Raw genomic sequence first — 15,780 nt, 5'->3', positions numbered from 1 at the left:
GCCGCCGGACCGGCGGTCGCTCACCGTGGACGCACGGCGGCAACGAGGCGGCTCACCTCAGCGCCGTCGGTCGCCTCACGCCCGTCGCGACTGACGGGTGCGCGTAGGTGGATCTCCCGCGCCCCGGTTTCGGCGAGCACCTGCCGGACGTTGTGCGAGCGGATTCCGCCGGCGGCGATCACCCGAAGTCGATCGCCGGCCCGCTGCCGAAGCGCGGCGATACGGGTGGCGCCGGTCAGCGCGGTGGCCGCCGCGCCCGAGGTGAGCACGGCGTCCGCCCCGAGGTCGATGACCTGGTCGATCGCCACGAGCTGGTCGTCGACCTCGTCGAAGGCCTTGTGGACGGTTACCGGCAACGGCCCTGCCGCCTCGATCACGTCGCGCAGCACGGCCAGGTCGAGGTTGTTGTCGGGGGTGAGTGCGCCGACCACCACCCCGACCGTGAGACCGTTTGGGTTGGGTAGGGCGCGGAGCGCCGCGATATCGGCGAGCATGACCTGCTGCTCGATCTTGCTCACCCGGAAGTCACCGCCCCGGGGCCTGATCATGACGCGTAAATCGGCCACTCGCAGCGTACGTAGGGCGACCTCAACCGTCCCCAGGCTCGGGGTGGTGCCACCCTGGCCGAGGTCGGCGCAGAGCTCCAGCCGGTCGGCCCCGGCCGCCTCGGCCACCAGCGCGGTCGGCACGTCACTGACGCAGATCTCTACTGTGGTCATCCGACGGCCTCCACCGGTGTGGGAGTGCCGGCCGGCTCCGGGCGTAGCGGCAGGTGGCAGGCCACCTGGTGCAGGCCGCCGACCAGCGGGGGCTCCGTCGTGCAGATGTCCGCCGCGCGGGGGCAGCGCGTACGGAACCGGCACCCGGTGGGTGGGTCGAGGGCGCTGGGAAGCTCGCCCCGGATGGTCGTGCCGTCACGAGTGGCTGCCCGGTTCGGCGTGATGGACGGGACCGCGTCGACAAGTGCCTGCGTGTACGGGTGCCGGGCAGCCCGCACCACTTCCCGGGCGGGCCCGATCTCGACGAGCTTGCCGAGGTACATCACCCCGATCCGGTCCGCCATGTAGTCGACCACGGACAGATCATGGCTGATGAAGATGTACGCCAGACCAAGTTCGCGCTGCAGGTCCCGCATCAGGTTGAGCACCTGCGCCTGGATCGACACGTCCAACGCGCTCACCGGCTCGTCGCCGACGATCAGCCGGGGGTGCAACGCCAGCGACCGGGCCAGCCCGATCCGCTGCAGCTGACCGCCGGAGAACTCGTGGGGGTAGCGTTCCAGCGCGCGCCGGGATAGCCCCACCTGGTCAAGGAGAGTGGCGATCCGTTCCTGCCGTGCCGAACTGTCACCTACCTTCTGGATCTCGAGCGGTTCGGCGAGGATGGCGTCAACCCGCATCCGGGGGTTCATTGCGGCGTAGCTGTCCTGGAACATGAGTTGGACCTGGCGGTGCATCCGGCGTCGTTCCCGGCCGGTGAGGTCGGTGAGATCCGTACCGTCCAACACGATCTGTCCGGCGGAGGGTCGTTCCAGGCCGACGGAGAGCCGTCCCACGGTGGACTTGCCGCAGCCGGATTCACCGACGAGCCCGAAGGTTTCCCCGGGCCTGACCTCGAAGGAGACGTCGGCCACCGCGCTGACCTGCCCGGCTGCCCGGCGCAGCAGCCCACGGCCGTGTACCGGGTAGTTCTTGACCAGGTTCCGCACCGACAGGACAGGCGACTCCGTGAGTTCGGGCGCCGCTGCGGTGACCGGCTCGGCTGCCGGTTCGACCCGCGCCGGCTTTGCCGCCGGTTCGACCTGCGTCGGCTCGGCTGCCGGTTGGACCTGCGCCGGGACCGGCCCGGTGGCCGCCACGGCGGGCGTGGGTACCGGGTTCAGACACGCGTGCTGGTGCGCGCCCGGGGTCAGGGACGGGTCAGTGGTCCGACATTCGTCGCTGACATATGAACACCGCGCCGCGAACCGGCATCCGGTCAGGGGACCGGAGAGGTCCGGTGGCAGTCCCGGGATGCTGATCAGCCGGTCGTGTCCGCCGCTGTCCCGGATGGCCGACTCGGGTAGCGCCCGCATCAGGGCCTCGGTGTAGCGGTGTCGGGGTGCTTGGAACAGCTGCTCAGTAGCCGCGGTCTCCACGACTCGTCCGGCGTACATGACGGCTACCCGGTCCGCCCGACCGGCGATCACTCCGAGATCGTGGGTGACCAGGATGACGGCCATCCCGAACTCTTCCCGGAGGTCGTCGATGAGTTCGAGGATCTGCCGCTGGGTGGTGACGTCGAGTGCGGTGGTTGGTTCGTCGGCGATGAGCAGGCTCGGTGAGCAGACCAGGGCCATGGCGATGGCGACTCGTTGCCGCATGCCGCCGGACAGCTCATGCGGGTAGTTGTCGACGATCCGTTCCGGGCGGGGCATCCCGACCCGGCGCAGGATCTCGATGGCCCGGTCCCTGGCCTCCGCCCTGCCGACCCGCTTGTGTACGCGCAGCGGCTCGGCCACCTGGGCACCGATGCGGATGGTGGGGTTGAGCGAGGTGAGCGGGTCCTGGAAGACCATGCCCATCCGGACACCTCGGATCCGGCGCACCTCATCGGTTGGCAACGATCGCAGATCCCGTCCCTCGAACAGAATCTGCCCACCGGTGACGCGACCGCCGGACGGAAGTAGCCCCATGATCGACAGCGCGGTCATCGTCTTGCCGCTGCCGGACTCACCCACAACGCCGAGGGTCTGCCCGGGCGCGACGTCGAGACTGATGCCGTCGAGGGCGTGTACCGTGCCCCGGCGCAGCGCGATGTCGGTGTCGAGTTCACGTAGTTCCAGCAGGGGCTGGCCGGCTGCCGCGTTCACAGACGCAGAGTGCCGGGCGGTTAGACCGATCGATTCGCTCATTCTCTGCTCCTGCTAGCGTCGCCGGAGGCGAACCTCGAAGGCGTCCCTGAGTCCGTCACCGATGAAGTTGAAGGCGAGGACGATGAGGATGATGGCGATTCCGGGCGGATACAACAGCCACCAGTGGCCGCTGTAGGTGTCCGCGAGACCGTCGGAGAGCATGCCGCCCCAGTTCGCCGCCGGTGGGGGGATGCCGAGGCCGAGGAAGGACAGGTAGGCGACGTAGAGGATGGCGTCGGCGACCTGGAAGGTGGCGTTGACGATTACCGTGCCGATGGCGTTGGGGATGATGTGTCGGCGGACCGCACGGCCACCCGTGCCACCCATCCCGCGCATCGCCTGGACGTACTCACGGGAGCGCAGCGTCAGTGCCTCGCCCCGCACGAGCCGGGCCGGGCCCAGCCAGGCGAAGGCGCCGATGATGAGGATGAGCATCGGCGCACTCGGCGTGACGATGGCGGCGAGCAGCATGAACAGGAACAACGAGGGGATCGACATCATCGCGTCGACAACGCGCATCACCGCGGCGTCCACCCAACCGCCGAAGAAGCCGGCGATGGCACCCAGGAGCGTACCGACGATGGTGGCGAGGACCCCGGCGGCCAGTCCGACGATGATGGAGGTCTGGCCGCCGAGCATCAGCCGCCCCAACTGGTCGTAGCCGACCCCGTCGGTGCCGAGCAGATGTCCCTGCTCTCCCGGGGCCAGGTAGACGGCGGTGAGGTCCGTGTGCACCTGGTCGGTCTGGTAGACCAGCGGTCCGAGGAAGCAAACCCCGGCCAGTAGGACGAACAGGCCCAGTCCCACCAGGGCGAGCCGGTTCTCGCAGAAGACGGTCAGCCCCTGCCGCCAGAGGCCACGCGGTGGCGTGTCGTTCGGCTCGACCGAACCGACTGCTTCGGACAGCGTGCTCATGTGGCGCTCCCACGGAGTCGGACACGGGGGTCAACGGCGGCGTAGAGCAGGTCGGCGACCAGCGCGCCGACGACTGTGGCGATCGAGATGATGACGGTGACCCCGAGCAGGATCGGGAAGTCGCGCTTCAGCGCCGCCTGCCAGAACAACTGGCCCATTCCGGGGAAGTTGAACAGCGACTCGACGACCAGCGCCCCGCTGAACAGCGCGGGCAGGTACATCCCGAGCAGCGTGATGACCGGGAACAGTCCGTTGCGCAGGGTGTGCCGCAGCACGACCCGCCGCTCGGAGAGCCCTTTGCTGCGGGCGGTGCGCACGTAGTTCTCGTTCAGGTTGTCGATCATCGATGACCGTACGTACCGCGCGTAGATCGCGATGGTGACGATGGCGAGGGTGGCCGTGGGCAGGACCAGCCCGGCCGGATCCGCGAACAACTCGGCCACCGTGAACCCCTGCGGCGCCTCCGGGGGCAGGATCGGCCAGACCTGCGAGAAGAGGATGATCATCATGAGGCCCAGGAAGAAGATGGGGGTGGCGTACGCCAGCAGCGACAGCGCGGTGATGGCGTAGTCGGGCCAGCGGTTACGGCGGATCGCCTGGAGCACGCCGAGTGGGATCGCCAACACGACGGCGAGCAGGGTCGACAGCAGCGACAGCACCATAGTCTTGGGTAGCCGCTGTTCGATCGCCTCAAGAACAGACTGGTTGAGCTGGTAGGAGTAGCCGAGATCGCCCTGCAGCAGGCGTTGCACGTACATGCCGTACTGCTGGATCAACGGCCGGTCGTAGCCCATCTCGTGGTTGAACGCCGCCAACTGCTCCAGCGTCGCCTCCTTGCCGAGGGTGGCGCGGGCGGCGCCCCCGGGCAGCAGGTGCAAGATGAGGAACGCGATCACCGTGACGAGCACGATGACGATGAGAGCCTGCCCCAGACGTGCGATGAGGTACCGGGCCACTGTGCGGCTTCCTCTCCCTGGTCAGGGCCCCGACGACGCACGGTGCGTCGCCGGGGCCGGGACGATCAGTCGGCTACTTCCAGGACCAATCCTGGAAGTACATGAGGTTCATCGGGTCCTGCGGCTCGACGCCCTGCAGGCCGGAGCGGTACGCCGAGACCTGGTACACCGGGTTCGGCATCCACAGCACAGGCAGGTCCCTGGCCAGGAAGTCGTTGTACGCCGTCAGTGCGCTCTCGTCGCCGGCGAACTGGGTGGCCTCGATGAGCTTGTCCGCCTCAGGATTGCTGTAGCTGCCCAGGTTCACCGGGGCGTCGGTGGCGAAGAGCCGCTCGCCGCTGGCGAAGGCCGGGTAGTACCAGCTGCCCTGCGAGCCGAAGAAGGACATGTCCCAGGAGCAGCTCGCCTCGGTCGGCTTACAGGTCGGCGTGACCGCGACCGAGTCGGGCACCTCCTTGATCGTCAGCTGGATACCGAGCTTGGCCATCTGCGACTTGATCTCGGCGAACATCTTGGTCGTGGCGGCGAACCCGGTCTGGCTGGTCACCGTGAATTCGAGCGGTGTGCCGGCGGCGATTCCCTCGCCGCACTGGTTCGGGCCGGTGCCCGGCGACTGGCAGGTGGTCTGCCCGTCCGGCGTTACCTTCCAGCCGTGGCTCTCCAGCAGTTCCTTGGACTTCGCCGGATCGAAGGAGTACGCGCACCCGGCGGCGTCGGTGTTGGTGCCGGGTTTGGCGGGTACCGGGCCGCAGGTCGGTGCGGCGGTGTCCGACCAGATGACCTTGCTGATCGTCGGCTGGTCGATGAGCATCTGCAGCGACTGCCGAAGGTAGGGCTGCTTGAACAGCACGCCGGACTTCGGGTTGTTGTAGTTCAGCTGGAGGTAGGTGATCGACCAGCCGTACCACGGTGAGACCGTGTATCCCTTGGACTCGAGGTAGCTCGTCTGGGACATGTTGGCCGCCGGCACGTACCCGTAGTCGATGTCGCCGGCGCGGAGCACGTTGAATTCGGCGTCATCGCTGGTGAACGGCCGCAACACGACCTTGGACAGCTTCGGCTTGTCCGTACCGGAGTAGTTCGGTTGGGCGGCGAGGGTGACCTCACCGTTGGGTACGTACTCTTCCAGCTTCCATGCGCCGCTGTTGACCTGCCACAACTCGTTGGAGTCGTACGTCTTGGGGTCCTTCGCGGCGGCGGTGAGGAAGTCGAAGACCTTCTTGGCGCCCTCCGGGCTGCTGGCGAGGTCGCTCACCTCGGCGGTCGCGGAGTCCTTGTCCCAGACGTGCTGGGGCAGGGGCGTGATGCGGTTGAGCTGGTTGTCAACGAACCACGCGGTGTTGTAGACCTCCGTGGTGGTGATTGAGAAGGTCTTCTCGTCCTCGATCGACCACTTCTCGACGTTGTCGGGGAAGCCGCCGGCCCGGTAGGAAGCCCACTTGTCCTTGTTCGCCGTGACCAGGTCGTACCAGAACTGGATGTCCCTGGTGGTGATGGGTGTGCCATCGGACCAGGAGTTGTCCTTCAACGTGATCGTCAGCGTTCGGCCGCCGTTGCTCACCTGCGGTGGTTCGGCCATCGAGCGCTGTGGGTCAATGTTGTACTGCGCCGTGCCGTCCAGCCGGTACTGGTAGAGGGAGCGATAGAGCGCCTGGCCGAAGATGGCGTTCTCACCCTGGGTGAATCCTGGTGCCGAGATCGGCAGGATCCAGTTGGGGGTACGGAAGGCGACTGTCACGGTGTCCTTGCCCTGACTGCCGCCGTCCTCGGACGATCCACTGTTGTCACCGCAGCCGACCAGACCTGCCCCGAGGGCGATCGTGGCGGCTGCCGCCACCGCGCCACGCAGGGCGCGGCCCGGAATTCTGCTCGTCATGAGTCTCCTCGTTTGATGTGCACGTGCCCCTACGTCACCGGGTGTCGGCGCCTTGCCGGGTACCCCCGCCAGGCGCAGCTTCGGCGATCAACGCGAAGAATGTATCCAGGTAGAAGTGCTACGTCAACGAAAATTACCCACTTCATTCACTAAGTTTGGCCGGGGTACGATCAAAGTCGCCCGAAGCATCGACCGTTACTCCTCGCCGGGGGCGGCCGGAGTCCACCCTCGACTCTGGGCTGCTACACACTGGGCGGGCGCCCGAGAACCACCCGACCAAGGGAGAGGCAACTTGGAGCCACTAATCTCCGCCACGCTGCGTGACCAGACCCTCGACCTGCTTGCCAGAGGTGTGGCCACGTCCCGTGCCGACCTCGTCGAGGCCTTGCAGGTCGCCCCGTCAACCGTCACCGCCGTGGTGCGCCGGCTGTTGGAGGAGGGCGTCCTCGCCGAGGAGGGCATGGGCCGCTCCACCGGTGGGCGACCACCCCGGATCCTGCGCCTGCGAGAGATCAAGGGAGTCCTGGCCGTCGCGGAACTCGGCGGCCGGCACGCCAGAGTGGGCCTGTGCACGCCCGGCGGCGAACTGCGCACCACCGAGGAGGTGGCGATCGACATCGCCGCCGGGCCCGAGGAGGTCTTCGCCGTCGTCGAAGCCACCTTCACGCGCCTCCTGGCGGCGACCGCTCCTGGTCAGGCACTGCTCGGAGTCGGTGTCGCCCTCCCGGGACCGGTGGGTTTCCCGAGCGGGCGGTTGGTAGGCCCGGCCCGGATGCCCGGTTGGAGCGGCGTCGACGCCAGCGCCCACCTCACCGACCGCTTCCAGGTGCCGGTGATCGTCGAGAACGACGCCAAGGCGGCGGCGATGGGTGAGTACGTCACCCGGAGTCGGGAAATCGGCGACATGATCTACGTCAAGGCCGGCACCGGCATTGGTGCCTGCCTGGTCACTGGCGGACAGATCTACCGTGGCGGGCGCGGACTCAGCGGCGACGTCACCCACGTACGGGTAGCCGACAGCGGCGAGCGGCACTGCTCCTGCGGCAGCCAGGGCTGCCTGGAGACCGTCGCCAGCGGTGCCGCTCTGGCCCGCCAGCTGGCCGAGCAGGGCTCCCCGGCGACCACCGTCCCCGAGATCATCACGGCGGTCGGCGACGCCGACCCGACCGTCGTGACCATGGTGCGCCACGCCGGTGGGCTGTTGGGCGTGGCGCTCTCCGGTCTGGTCAACTTCCTCAGCCCCGACGCCATCGTCATCGGCGGCGTGCTGTCCAGCCTCGACGTCTACGTGGCGGCGACCCGCGGAATGCTCTACGAACGCTGCCTGCCGTCCATGACCCAGTCCCTGACCATCGAAGCCAGCGTCGCCGGTTCGAATGCGGCCCTCATCGGCCTCGGGCACCTGCTACGCACGACCGCCGACGTACGACCCACCTGAGGAGCCAACACCCGTGCCTCGTCCCCTCCGTGTCGCCATCGGCGGCATCCACATCGAGTCCAGCACATTCTCTCCCCACCTGAGCACCGCCGACGACTTCGAGGTCACCCGGGAGGCGGCGCTGCTGTCGCGATACGCCTGGCTCTCGCCCACCCAGCCGTGGGCCGCCGACGTCGAATGGATCCCACTCGTGCACGCCCGGGCCCTGCCCGGCGGCGTCGTGGACGCTGCGGCGTACGAGGAGTGGGCAGCGGAGATTACGGAGAAGCTTGCCGCGGCCGGCCCCGTGGACGGCATGCTGCTGGACATTCACGGTGCGATGAGCGTCGTCGGCCGGTCCGACGCGGAGGGCGACCTGGTAACCGCCATCCGGTCGGTGATCGGGCCCGAGCCGCTCATCTCGGCGGCGATGGACCTGCACGGCAACGTCTCACCGGTGCTCTTCGACGCCTGTGACCTGCTCACCTGCTACCGCACCGCCCCGCACGTCGACGTCTGGGAAACCCGGGAGCGTGCCGCGCGCAACCTCATCGAGGCGCTCCGCCGCGAGCAGCGTCCGCACAAGGCGCTGGTTCACGTGCCGATCCTGCTACCCGGCGAGATGACCAGCACCCGGGAGGAGCCCGCCCGGGGGCTCTACGCGCGGATCCCCGAGATCGAGGCCCGAGACGGCGTGATCGACGCGGCGATCTGGGTCGGGTTCGCCTGGGCCGACCAGGCACGCTGTCAGGGCGCGGTCGTCGTCACCGGCATCGACGCCACCGCCGCCGCCGCGGCGGCCCGCGAGTTGGGTGGGCACTTCTGGGCGGCCCGCGACGAGTTCACCTTTGTCGCCCCCACCGGCTCGATGGATGAGTGCCTCGACACCGCCCTGGCCGCCGTCGCCGATCGGGCGAAGCGGCCGTTCTTCATCAGCGACTCCGGGGACAACCCGGGCGCCGGCGGCGCCGACGACGTCACCTTCGCCCTCGACCGGATGTTGGCCCGCCCCGAGATTCGCGACGGCTCCCGGCGGGCCGTGTTCGCCTCGCTGGTCGACCCGCAGGCGGTGGCGCTGGTCGCCGACCAGCCGGTCGGCTCTCCGGTCCGGGTGACAGTCGGCGGGCAGATCGACTCCCGGCCCCCGGGCCCGCTGGAACTCGACGGGATTCTGGAAGCGGTCGCCGACGACCCCGACGGCGGGCGCTGCGTCAGCGTACGGGTCGGCGGGCTCAGCGTCTTCGTCACGTCCCGCCGGACGCAGTACCGGCTGTTGGCGTCGTACGCCCGGCTGGGGGTCCGGGTCGACGAGGTGGACGTGGTCGTGGTGAAGATTGGCTACCTGGAGCCGGAACTCTTCGCGGCCGCCGGTGACTGGCTGCTCGCCCTGACCCCGGGCGGCGTCGACCAGGACCTCGCGCGGCTGCCGTACCAGAACGTGGAGCGGCCCATGTTTCCCCTGGACCGCGACTTCGGCGCGGACCTCGCCGTGGTGCTCGGGTGAGCGGCGTGACCCAGCCCGAGGGCCACTGCGTCCTCGCCGTCGATGTCGGCGGGACGACCATCAAGGCGGCCGTGGTCGGCGCGGACGGCCGCTTCCTGAGCTCACTGACCGTGCCGTCGCAGGCGGACGATGACCCCGTCCTGGCGATCCGCTCCCTGTGCCGCCAATTGCGCGAGCACGCGCTCTCCCTCGGCCATGAACCCGCCGCGATCGGCGTGGTGACGCCCGGCCTCGTGGACGAGCGGGACGGAGTGGTGCGGTACGCCGCCAACCTCCGCCTCCGCGACGTGCCACTGCGCGCTCTCATCAGCGGCGACCTCGGACTGCCCGTGGCGATCGGGCACGACGCCCGGGCAGCCGGCGTCGCGGAGGCCACGGCTGGCGTGGCCGTCGGGTTGGACAACTTCCTGCTGCTGCCGCTGGGCACCGGCATCGCCGCGGCGGTGGTGGTGGATGGTGTCCCGCTGGCCGGCGCGACCCGCGCGTCCGGCGAGGTCGGCCATATGCCGGTCTACCCGGGCGGGGAGCCGTGCAGTTGCGGGCAGCGGGGATGCCTGGAGGTGTACGCCTCGGCCGGTGGGATGGCCCGCCGCTATGCCCGGCGCGTCGGCACCTCGGGGGCGGACAGCCAAGCCATTGCCGACGTGGTGGCCACCGATCCGGACGCCCGCGCGGTCTGGGACGACGCGACCCGGGCGTTGGGGATCGCCCTGGCCACTCTCACCCTGGCCCTCGACCCGGCCCGCGTCGTGTTGGGAGGTGGGCTGGCCGAGGCGGGCGCGTTCTTCCTCGACCCGGTGCGTGAGGCGATGCGCGACGCCCTCGCCTGGCGTACCCCGCCCCCGGTGCTGCGCTCCGCCTTCGGCGCTCAGGCAGCGCAGGTCGGCGCCGCCATCTTGGCGCGGCGGAAGGCCGGGCTGTCCGTTCCGGACGGCTGGGGCGCACCCGACCTCGTGCCGCCTGCCGGATGAGAGCTGCCACGGCCGGGGCTAACCGGTCGTCGGCACGCTGTCCGGACACCCATGTACCCCGGCAGGTCGGATTGCCGGAAATGTACCTCAAAAAAACTTGTGTCACGTCTGGGGGGTTTGAAGGGCTTGGCCTACTTGTGAGGCTTGCTTCGGGTTTAGCTCGGGATGGTTGCTACCGCCTTCGGTAGCCGAGGAACACCACCCGGGCCTCGGGGCGGCGGAGTTCCTCGCCGTTCACGGGGAAAGGCACCGAGATCGCGATGAACCATCAGGACCAAACCCGGGGGTACGAACCGGTGCGCCCCGACGAGGGCCGGCCGGGATCACGGTGGCGGTGGTGTGCTGTCGGGCTGGCCGGGGTGACCGGCCTGGCTCTCACCACGATGGGTGTCGCCGTCCCGGCCGCGGCTGCGGTCGGACGCCCACTCACCTCCGCCGACGAGCGGCCCTCCGCCGACGAGCGCCGTAGCGGAGACGAGTCCGGCAAGGGTAAGGGGAAGAAGCAGCCGAAGCCGAAGGGCATTCCGGTCCCCTGTGACGCGGACCAACTCATCGCCGCGATCACCCTGGCCAACGCCCGCGGTGGTGCCGTGCTCGACCTCGCCAAGAAGTGCACCTATCTCCTCACCGCCGACATCGACGACGGTGCCGGCCTACCCGCCATCACCGCCCCCATCACCCTCAACGGCGGTAAACACACCACCATCGAGCGCGCCGCCGCCGTCGAGCAGTTCCGCATCATCGCCGTCGACACCGGCGGCCACCTCACCCTTAACCACCTGAAAATCACCGGCGGACAGACCGACGGCGACGGCGGAGGAATCTTGGTCAACACCGGGGGGGCATTGACCACCAACCACAGCATCGTCACCCGCAACATCGCTGGTAACGATGGCAGCGGAAGTAGCGGCGGTATCGCCAACAACGGCACCACCACCATCAAACACTCCACCGTCAGCCGTAACACTGCGGCAACCGCCGCTGGAGGCATCGGAAACGCCGGTCAACTCGCCATCAAGAAGTCCTCCGTCACCACGAACACGGCCAATGCCCTCGTGGGCGGCTTCGGCGGAGGTGTCGGTAGCTTCCCCGGTGGCACCACGGTCGTGACTGGCAGCACCATCAGCGGTAACCGCGCTGGCGAGGGTGGTGGAGGTGCCGGCGGCTTCAACGCGAACGTCACCATCACCAACACCGCCATCACCGGCAACAGAGCCAGCAACGGCGGCGCGGTCTTCGCGGAGGGGGGCATGCTGGCCCTACGTCACGTCACGGCCATCAACAACACCGGCACCTTCCAGGGTGGCGGCCTCGTCCTCCGAGCCTTCAGCGCTGCGACCGTGGCCACCGTCGAGGACAGCACAATCGCGCAGAACGTCGGTACTCTGAACGGTGGAGGAATCGTCAACTCTGCGATCGCCTTCGCCTCCACACTCGATGTGCGGAACACCCACATCACGGCCAACCAGGCGCCATTTGGTGGCGGAATCTTCAACGTCGGCGGCGACGCCGCGGTCACGCTCACCAATACGAAGGTCATCAAGAATATCGCCACCAGTAACGGCGGGGGAATCGTCAACTCGGGAACGGTGAACCTGAACACGGCGACCGGTACCGTCGTGGTCAAGAATCGGCCCAACAACTGCGTCAACGTGCCCGGCTGCGTCGGATAGCGGCCTGATTGTGTTGGGCTTCGCGGGCCCGTTCCTGCCGGCATGTGGTGGGAACGGGCCCGCCGGCTTCGCCGTTGGCGCCATGATCGTCACCCAGAGTGGATGCGGTCGGCTGGATCGGCGTGTGGGCTACCGGGGGAGTGGGTTCGTCACGTACACGCCCTTGCCCTGTCGGCCGTCGATCAACCGAATTTGGGCGGGTCGACCGCTGTGGGAGCGGGCCGCCAGGACGCCTGGCGGCCCGCTCCCCGTCTCGGCCATGGTCGCGGGATGGACCGGGGCACCGCGGAGCGGCCCGAGGTCAGTACGACTTCTCCTGGCCGAGGACGTGCTGGGCCACGAAGTTCAGGATCATCTCCCGGCTGACCGGGGCGATCCGCCCGGCCCGGGACGCCCCGAGCAGCGTCGCCACCCCGTACTCGGTGGTCATGCCGGCCCCGCCGTGGGCCTGGATCGCCGTGTCCACGGCCAGCGCCGCCGCGTCCCCCGAAGCGTATTTCGCCATGTTGCCGGCGACCCCCGCCTCCAGGTCCCGCCCGGCGTCGTAGAGCACCGCCGCCTTCTGGACCATCAGCCGGGCCAACTCCACCTGCACCGCCGCGTGCGCCAGAGGATGCGACACCCCCTGGTGGGAGCCGATCGACCGCCCACCCCACACTTTCCGGGTCGCCGTGTACTCCGAGGCGCGTTCGAGCGCGTACCGGCCGGAACCGATACTCATCGCGCCGATCGTGATCCGCTCCGGGTTCAGCCCGGAGAAGAGCGCCGGCAGCCCGGCGTCCAACGACTCGCCGACCAGCGCGTCCGCGGGCAGCCGTACCTCGTCCAGGTAGAGCAGGAACTGGTTCTCCGGGGAGAGGATCTCCATGTCCAGCTTGGACCAGGTCAGCCCGGCCGCGTCGGTCGGCACGACGAAGAGCGCCGGCTTGAGTTTGCCCGTCGTGGCGTCCTCGGACCGCGCCACCACCAGCACGTGCCCTGCCTGGTCAACGCCGGAGATGTAGCACTTGCGTCCGGAGACCACCCAGTCGTCGCCGTCGCGGCGGGCCACCGTGCCGAGCCGATGGAAGTTCGAGCCGGCCTCCGGTTCGGTGATCGCGAAGGCGATCCGGTGCGAACCGTCGGCGATGCCGGGCAGGTAGCGCTTGCGCTGCTCCTCGGTGCCGTGTCGGTTGATCACCGTCGCGACGATCGCGGGGGAGACCACCAGCAGCAGCAGCGGGCAGCCGGCCGCGGCCAACTCCTCGCAGACGATGGCGAGCTCGGTGATGCCACCGCCCCCGCCGCCGTACTCGGTCGGGATGTTCACGCCGAGGTAGCCGAGCCCGCCGGCCTCGTTCCACAGCTCGGTGGTGTGCTCGCCGGCCTTGGCCTTCTCCACGAAGTACCGGTGGCCGTACTGCTTGCCCAGCGCCCGTACGGCGTCGCGGAGCTGGTCCTGCTCGGGGGTGGGGTCGAAGTTCATGGTTGTGCCTCCTCGTCGGGGTTGACCACGGCCAGCACCGCGCCCGTCTCGACCTGGCCGCCGGCGGGTACCGGCAGCTCGGCGACGACCCCGTCGGCGGGGGCGAGCACGGGGTGTTCCAGCTTCATCGCTTCCAGGGTGAGCAGCAGGTCACCGGCGGCGACCCGCTGGCCGAGCTCGACCTGCACCCGGGTCACCGTGCCGGGCAGCGGCGCGAGCAGCGACCCGGCCGCCAGCTCCGCGCCGGGCAGCGGGAAGCGGGGTAGCTCGGTCAGGTTCACCGCGCCCTCCGGGCCGTCCACGAAGACCTCCGAGCCCACCCGGTGTACGCGGTAGCTCCGGCGTACCCCGGCGATCTCCAGCACCACCCGGTCCGGATGCGCCTCGACCAGCGTGAGGGCTGGCGGCACGTCCGGCCCAGGTGGGGACGTGGCTGATCCGGGCGGTGCGGCGTCCGGTCCGGCCGGGGTGGCGGCAGCACCGGCGGCGGGTGCGGCGCCGTCCACCGCCCACTCGACGAGCGCGCCCCGGCGGTCCCGGCGGTAGCGCACCTCGATCTCGTCACCGTCCGGGCTGGCGTAGCGGGTGACCTGTGCGAAGGCGGGCACATTGCGCCAGCCCGACGGGAGCCCGGCGAGCACCGGCGCGGTGGCCCGTCGGCCGGCGGCCGAGGCGAGCGCCGCCGCCAGTGCGACCACGGGCAGCTCCCCGGTGGAGACCAGCGGGGTGAACACCTCGGGGTGCCGGTCCAGGAAGCCGGTGTCGAGCTCGACGGCGGCGAACTCCGGGCTGCGCAGCACGCGTACCAGCAGATCCCGGTTGGTGGCGACACCGTGCAGTTCGGCCCGGGCCAGCGCGCCCGCCAGCGCTCGGGCCGCCTCGCCCCGGGTGGGCGCCCAGGCGATCACCTTCGCGAGCATCGAGTCGTAGTGGATGCCCACCACCGAGCCGTCCGTCACCCCGGAATCCAGCCGCAGGCCGGCCCCGGTCAGCGGCCCGAACTCGGTCGCCACCCCGGGGATCGCGAACCGGTGCAGGGTTCCCGTCGCCGGTCGGTACCCCTGGGCGGGGTCCTCCGCGCAGAGGCGTACCTCGATCGCGTGTCCGGTGGCCGCTGGGGTCGCGTCGATCGGTAGCGGGTTGCCCTCGGCGACGAGCAGTTGCAGGCGGACCAGGTCCAGGCCGGTGGTCAGCTCGGTCACCGGATGTTCCACCTGCAGGCGGGTGTTCATCTCCAGGAAGAAGATCTCCCCATCCGGAGCGAGCAGGAACTCGACCGTGCCCGCGCCGACGTAGTCGACCGCTCGGCCGGCGGCCACCGCCGCCGCGTGGAGCCGCTGGCGCACCGCGGGCGCGAGCACGCCCGGTGCCTCCTCCACAATCTTCTGATGGCGCCGCTGGATTGAGCAGTCCCGCGCCCCGAGGGCCAGCACCGTCCCGAACTGGTCGCCCAGGATCTGCACCTCGACGTGCCGGCCGCGTTCGACGTACCGCTCGATGAAGACAGTGCCGTCGCCGAACGCGGAGGCCGCCTCGCGGCGGGCGCTGGCGACGGCGTCGGCGAGACCGTCGGCGGTGCGGACCACCCGCATGCCCCGCCCACCGCCGCCGGCGGCCGCCTTCACCAGTACCGGGAAGCCGTTGACCTGGTCGGTCTCGGTCCAGCTGGGCAGCATGGGGACGCCGGCCTCGCCGAGCAGCGTCTTCGCCGCCAGCTTGTCCCCCATCGCGGCGATCGCCTTCGCCGGTGGCCCGACCCAGGCCAGCCCGGCGTCGGTGACCGCCGTGGCGAACTCGGCGTTCTCGGCGAGGAAGCCGTAGCCCGGGTGGACGGCGTCCGCGCCGGCCCGCCGGGCCGCGGCCAGGACGAGGTCGATCCGCAGGTACGTCTCGGCGGGCGTGTTTCCGGGCAGCCGGACGGCGTGGTCGGCCTCGGCGACGAAGGGCGCCTCGGCGTCCGCGTCGGAGTGCACGGCGACCGTCTCGATCCCGAGCGCCCGACAGGTGGTGAAGATCCGGCGGGCGATCTCGCCCCGGTTGGCGACCAGAAGTCTGCTGATCATCCGCGCTGAGTCTCCTTCGTTCGCGACTACGGACCCGGCCTGACTGT

General features: G+C 69.7%; 11 protein-coding genes. 4 read left to right on the top strand and 7 right to left on the bottom strand.

Annotation, left to right across the window (positions count from 1 at the left end; translation table 11 throughout):
• Positions 1–20 precede the first annotated feature (20 nt).
• The 5 genes from B116_RS0108560 to B116_RS0108540 all read right to left on the bottom strand — a co-directional run bounded on the left by B116_RS0108560 (position 21) and on the right by B116_RS0108540 (position 6,640).
• Positions 21–719, bottom strand: coding sequence for a copper homeostasis protein CutC (locus B116_RS0108560; RefSeq protein WP_027659805.1), 699 nt, complete (start codon positions 717–719; stop codon positions 21–23).
• Entirely contained in the window at positions 716–2,893 is a 2,178-nt protein-coding gene (locus B116_RS0108555; protein ID WP_027659804.1) for an ABC transporter ATP-binding protein, read from the bottom strand. The genes B116_RS0108560 and B116_RS0108555 overlap by 4 nt, the downstream gene beginning before the upstream one ends.
• A 12-nt stretch (positions 2,894–2,905) precedes the next feature.
• Positions 2,906–3,808: an ABC transporter permease gene (locus B116_RS0108550; protein WP_027659803.1), complete on the bottom strand. Its 903-nt coding sequence runs from the start codon at positions 3,806–3,808 to the stop codon at positions 2,906–2,908.
• A complete protein-coding gene (locus tag B116_RS0108545; RefSeq protein ID WP_018721037.1) occupies positions 3,805–4,764 on the bottom strand; it encodes an ABC transporter permease in 960 nt (319 codons plus the stop codon). Before B116_RS0108545 ends, B116_RS0108550 begins: the two co-directional genes overlap by 4 nt.
• A 73-nt stretch (positions 4,765–4,837) precedes the next feature.
• Complete coding sequence (locus B116_RS0108540; RefSeq protein WP_027659802.1) at positions 4,838–6,640, bottom strand: peptide ABC transporter substrate-binding protein; 1,803 nt, start codon at positions 6,638–6,640, stop codon at positions 4,838–4,840.
• A 292-nt stretch (positions 6,641–6,932) separates the two neighbouring features.
• Between B116_RS0108540 and B116_RS0108535 the strand changes: the two genes are divergently transcribed.
• The 4 genes from B116_RS0108535 to B116_RS0108520 all read left to right on the top strand — a co-directional run bounded on the left by B116_RS0108535 (position 6,933) and on the right by B116_RS0108520 (position 12,205).
• Positions 6,933–8,078, top strand: a complete 1,146-nt coding sequence (locus B116_RS0108535; protein WP_027659801.1) for an ROK family protein — start codon at positions 6,933–6,935, stop codon at positions 8,076–8,078.
• A gap of 13 nt (positions 8,079–8,091) precedes the next feature.
• Entirely contained in the window at positions 8,092–9,561 is a 1,470-nt protein-coding gene (locus B116_RS0108530; protein ID WP_027659800.1) for a M81 family metallopeptidase, read from the top strand.
• Positions 9,558–10,532, top strand: a complete 975-nt coding sequence (locus B116_RS0108525) for an ROK family protein (protein WP_018721033.1) — start codon at positions 9,558–9,560, stop codon at positions 10,530–10,532. The genes B116_RS0108530 and B116_RS0108525 overlap by 4 nt, the downstream gene beginning before the upstream one ends.
• A 260-nt stretch (positions 10,533–10,792) precedes the next feature.
• A complete protein-coding gene (locus B116_RS0108520) occupies positions 10,793–12,205 on the top strand; it encodes a hypothetical protein (protein ID WP_027659799.1) in 1,413 nt (470 codons plus the stop codon).
• 301 nt (positions 12,206–12,506) lie between these two features.
• Here the strand turns inward: B116_RS0108520 and B116_RS0108515 are convergent, their stop codons facing one another.
• Together B116_RS0108515 and B116_RS0108510 are read right to left on the bottom strand one after the other, a co-directional pair.
• A complete protein-coding gene (locus tag B116_RS0108515) occupies positions 12,507–13,670 on the bottom strand; it encodes an acyl-CoA dehydrogenase family protein (protein WP_027659798.1) in 1,164 nt (387 codons plus the stop codon).
• Positions 13,667–15,733, bottom strand: coding sequence for an ATP-binding protein (locus tag B116_RS0108510; protein WP_027659797.1), 2,067 nt, complete (start codon positions 15,731–15,733; stop codon positions 13,667–13,669). Before B116_RS0108510 ends, B116_RS0108515 begins: the two co-directional genes overlap by 4 nt.
• Positions 15,734–15,780 lie beyond the last annotated feature (47 nt).

Source organism: Salinispora fenicalii (assembly GCF_000514815.1).
Classification (GTDB): Bacteria; Actinomycetota; Actinomycetes; order Mycobacteriales; family Micromonosporaceae; genus Micromonospora; species Micromonospora fenicalii.
Note: the sequence above shows the minus strand (reverse complement) of the source record. Positions and strands in the feature narration are given on the sequence as shown.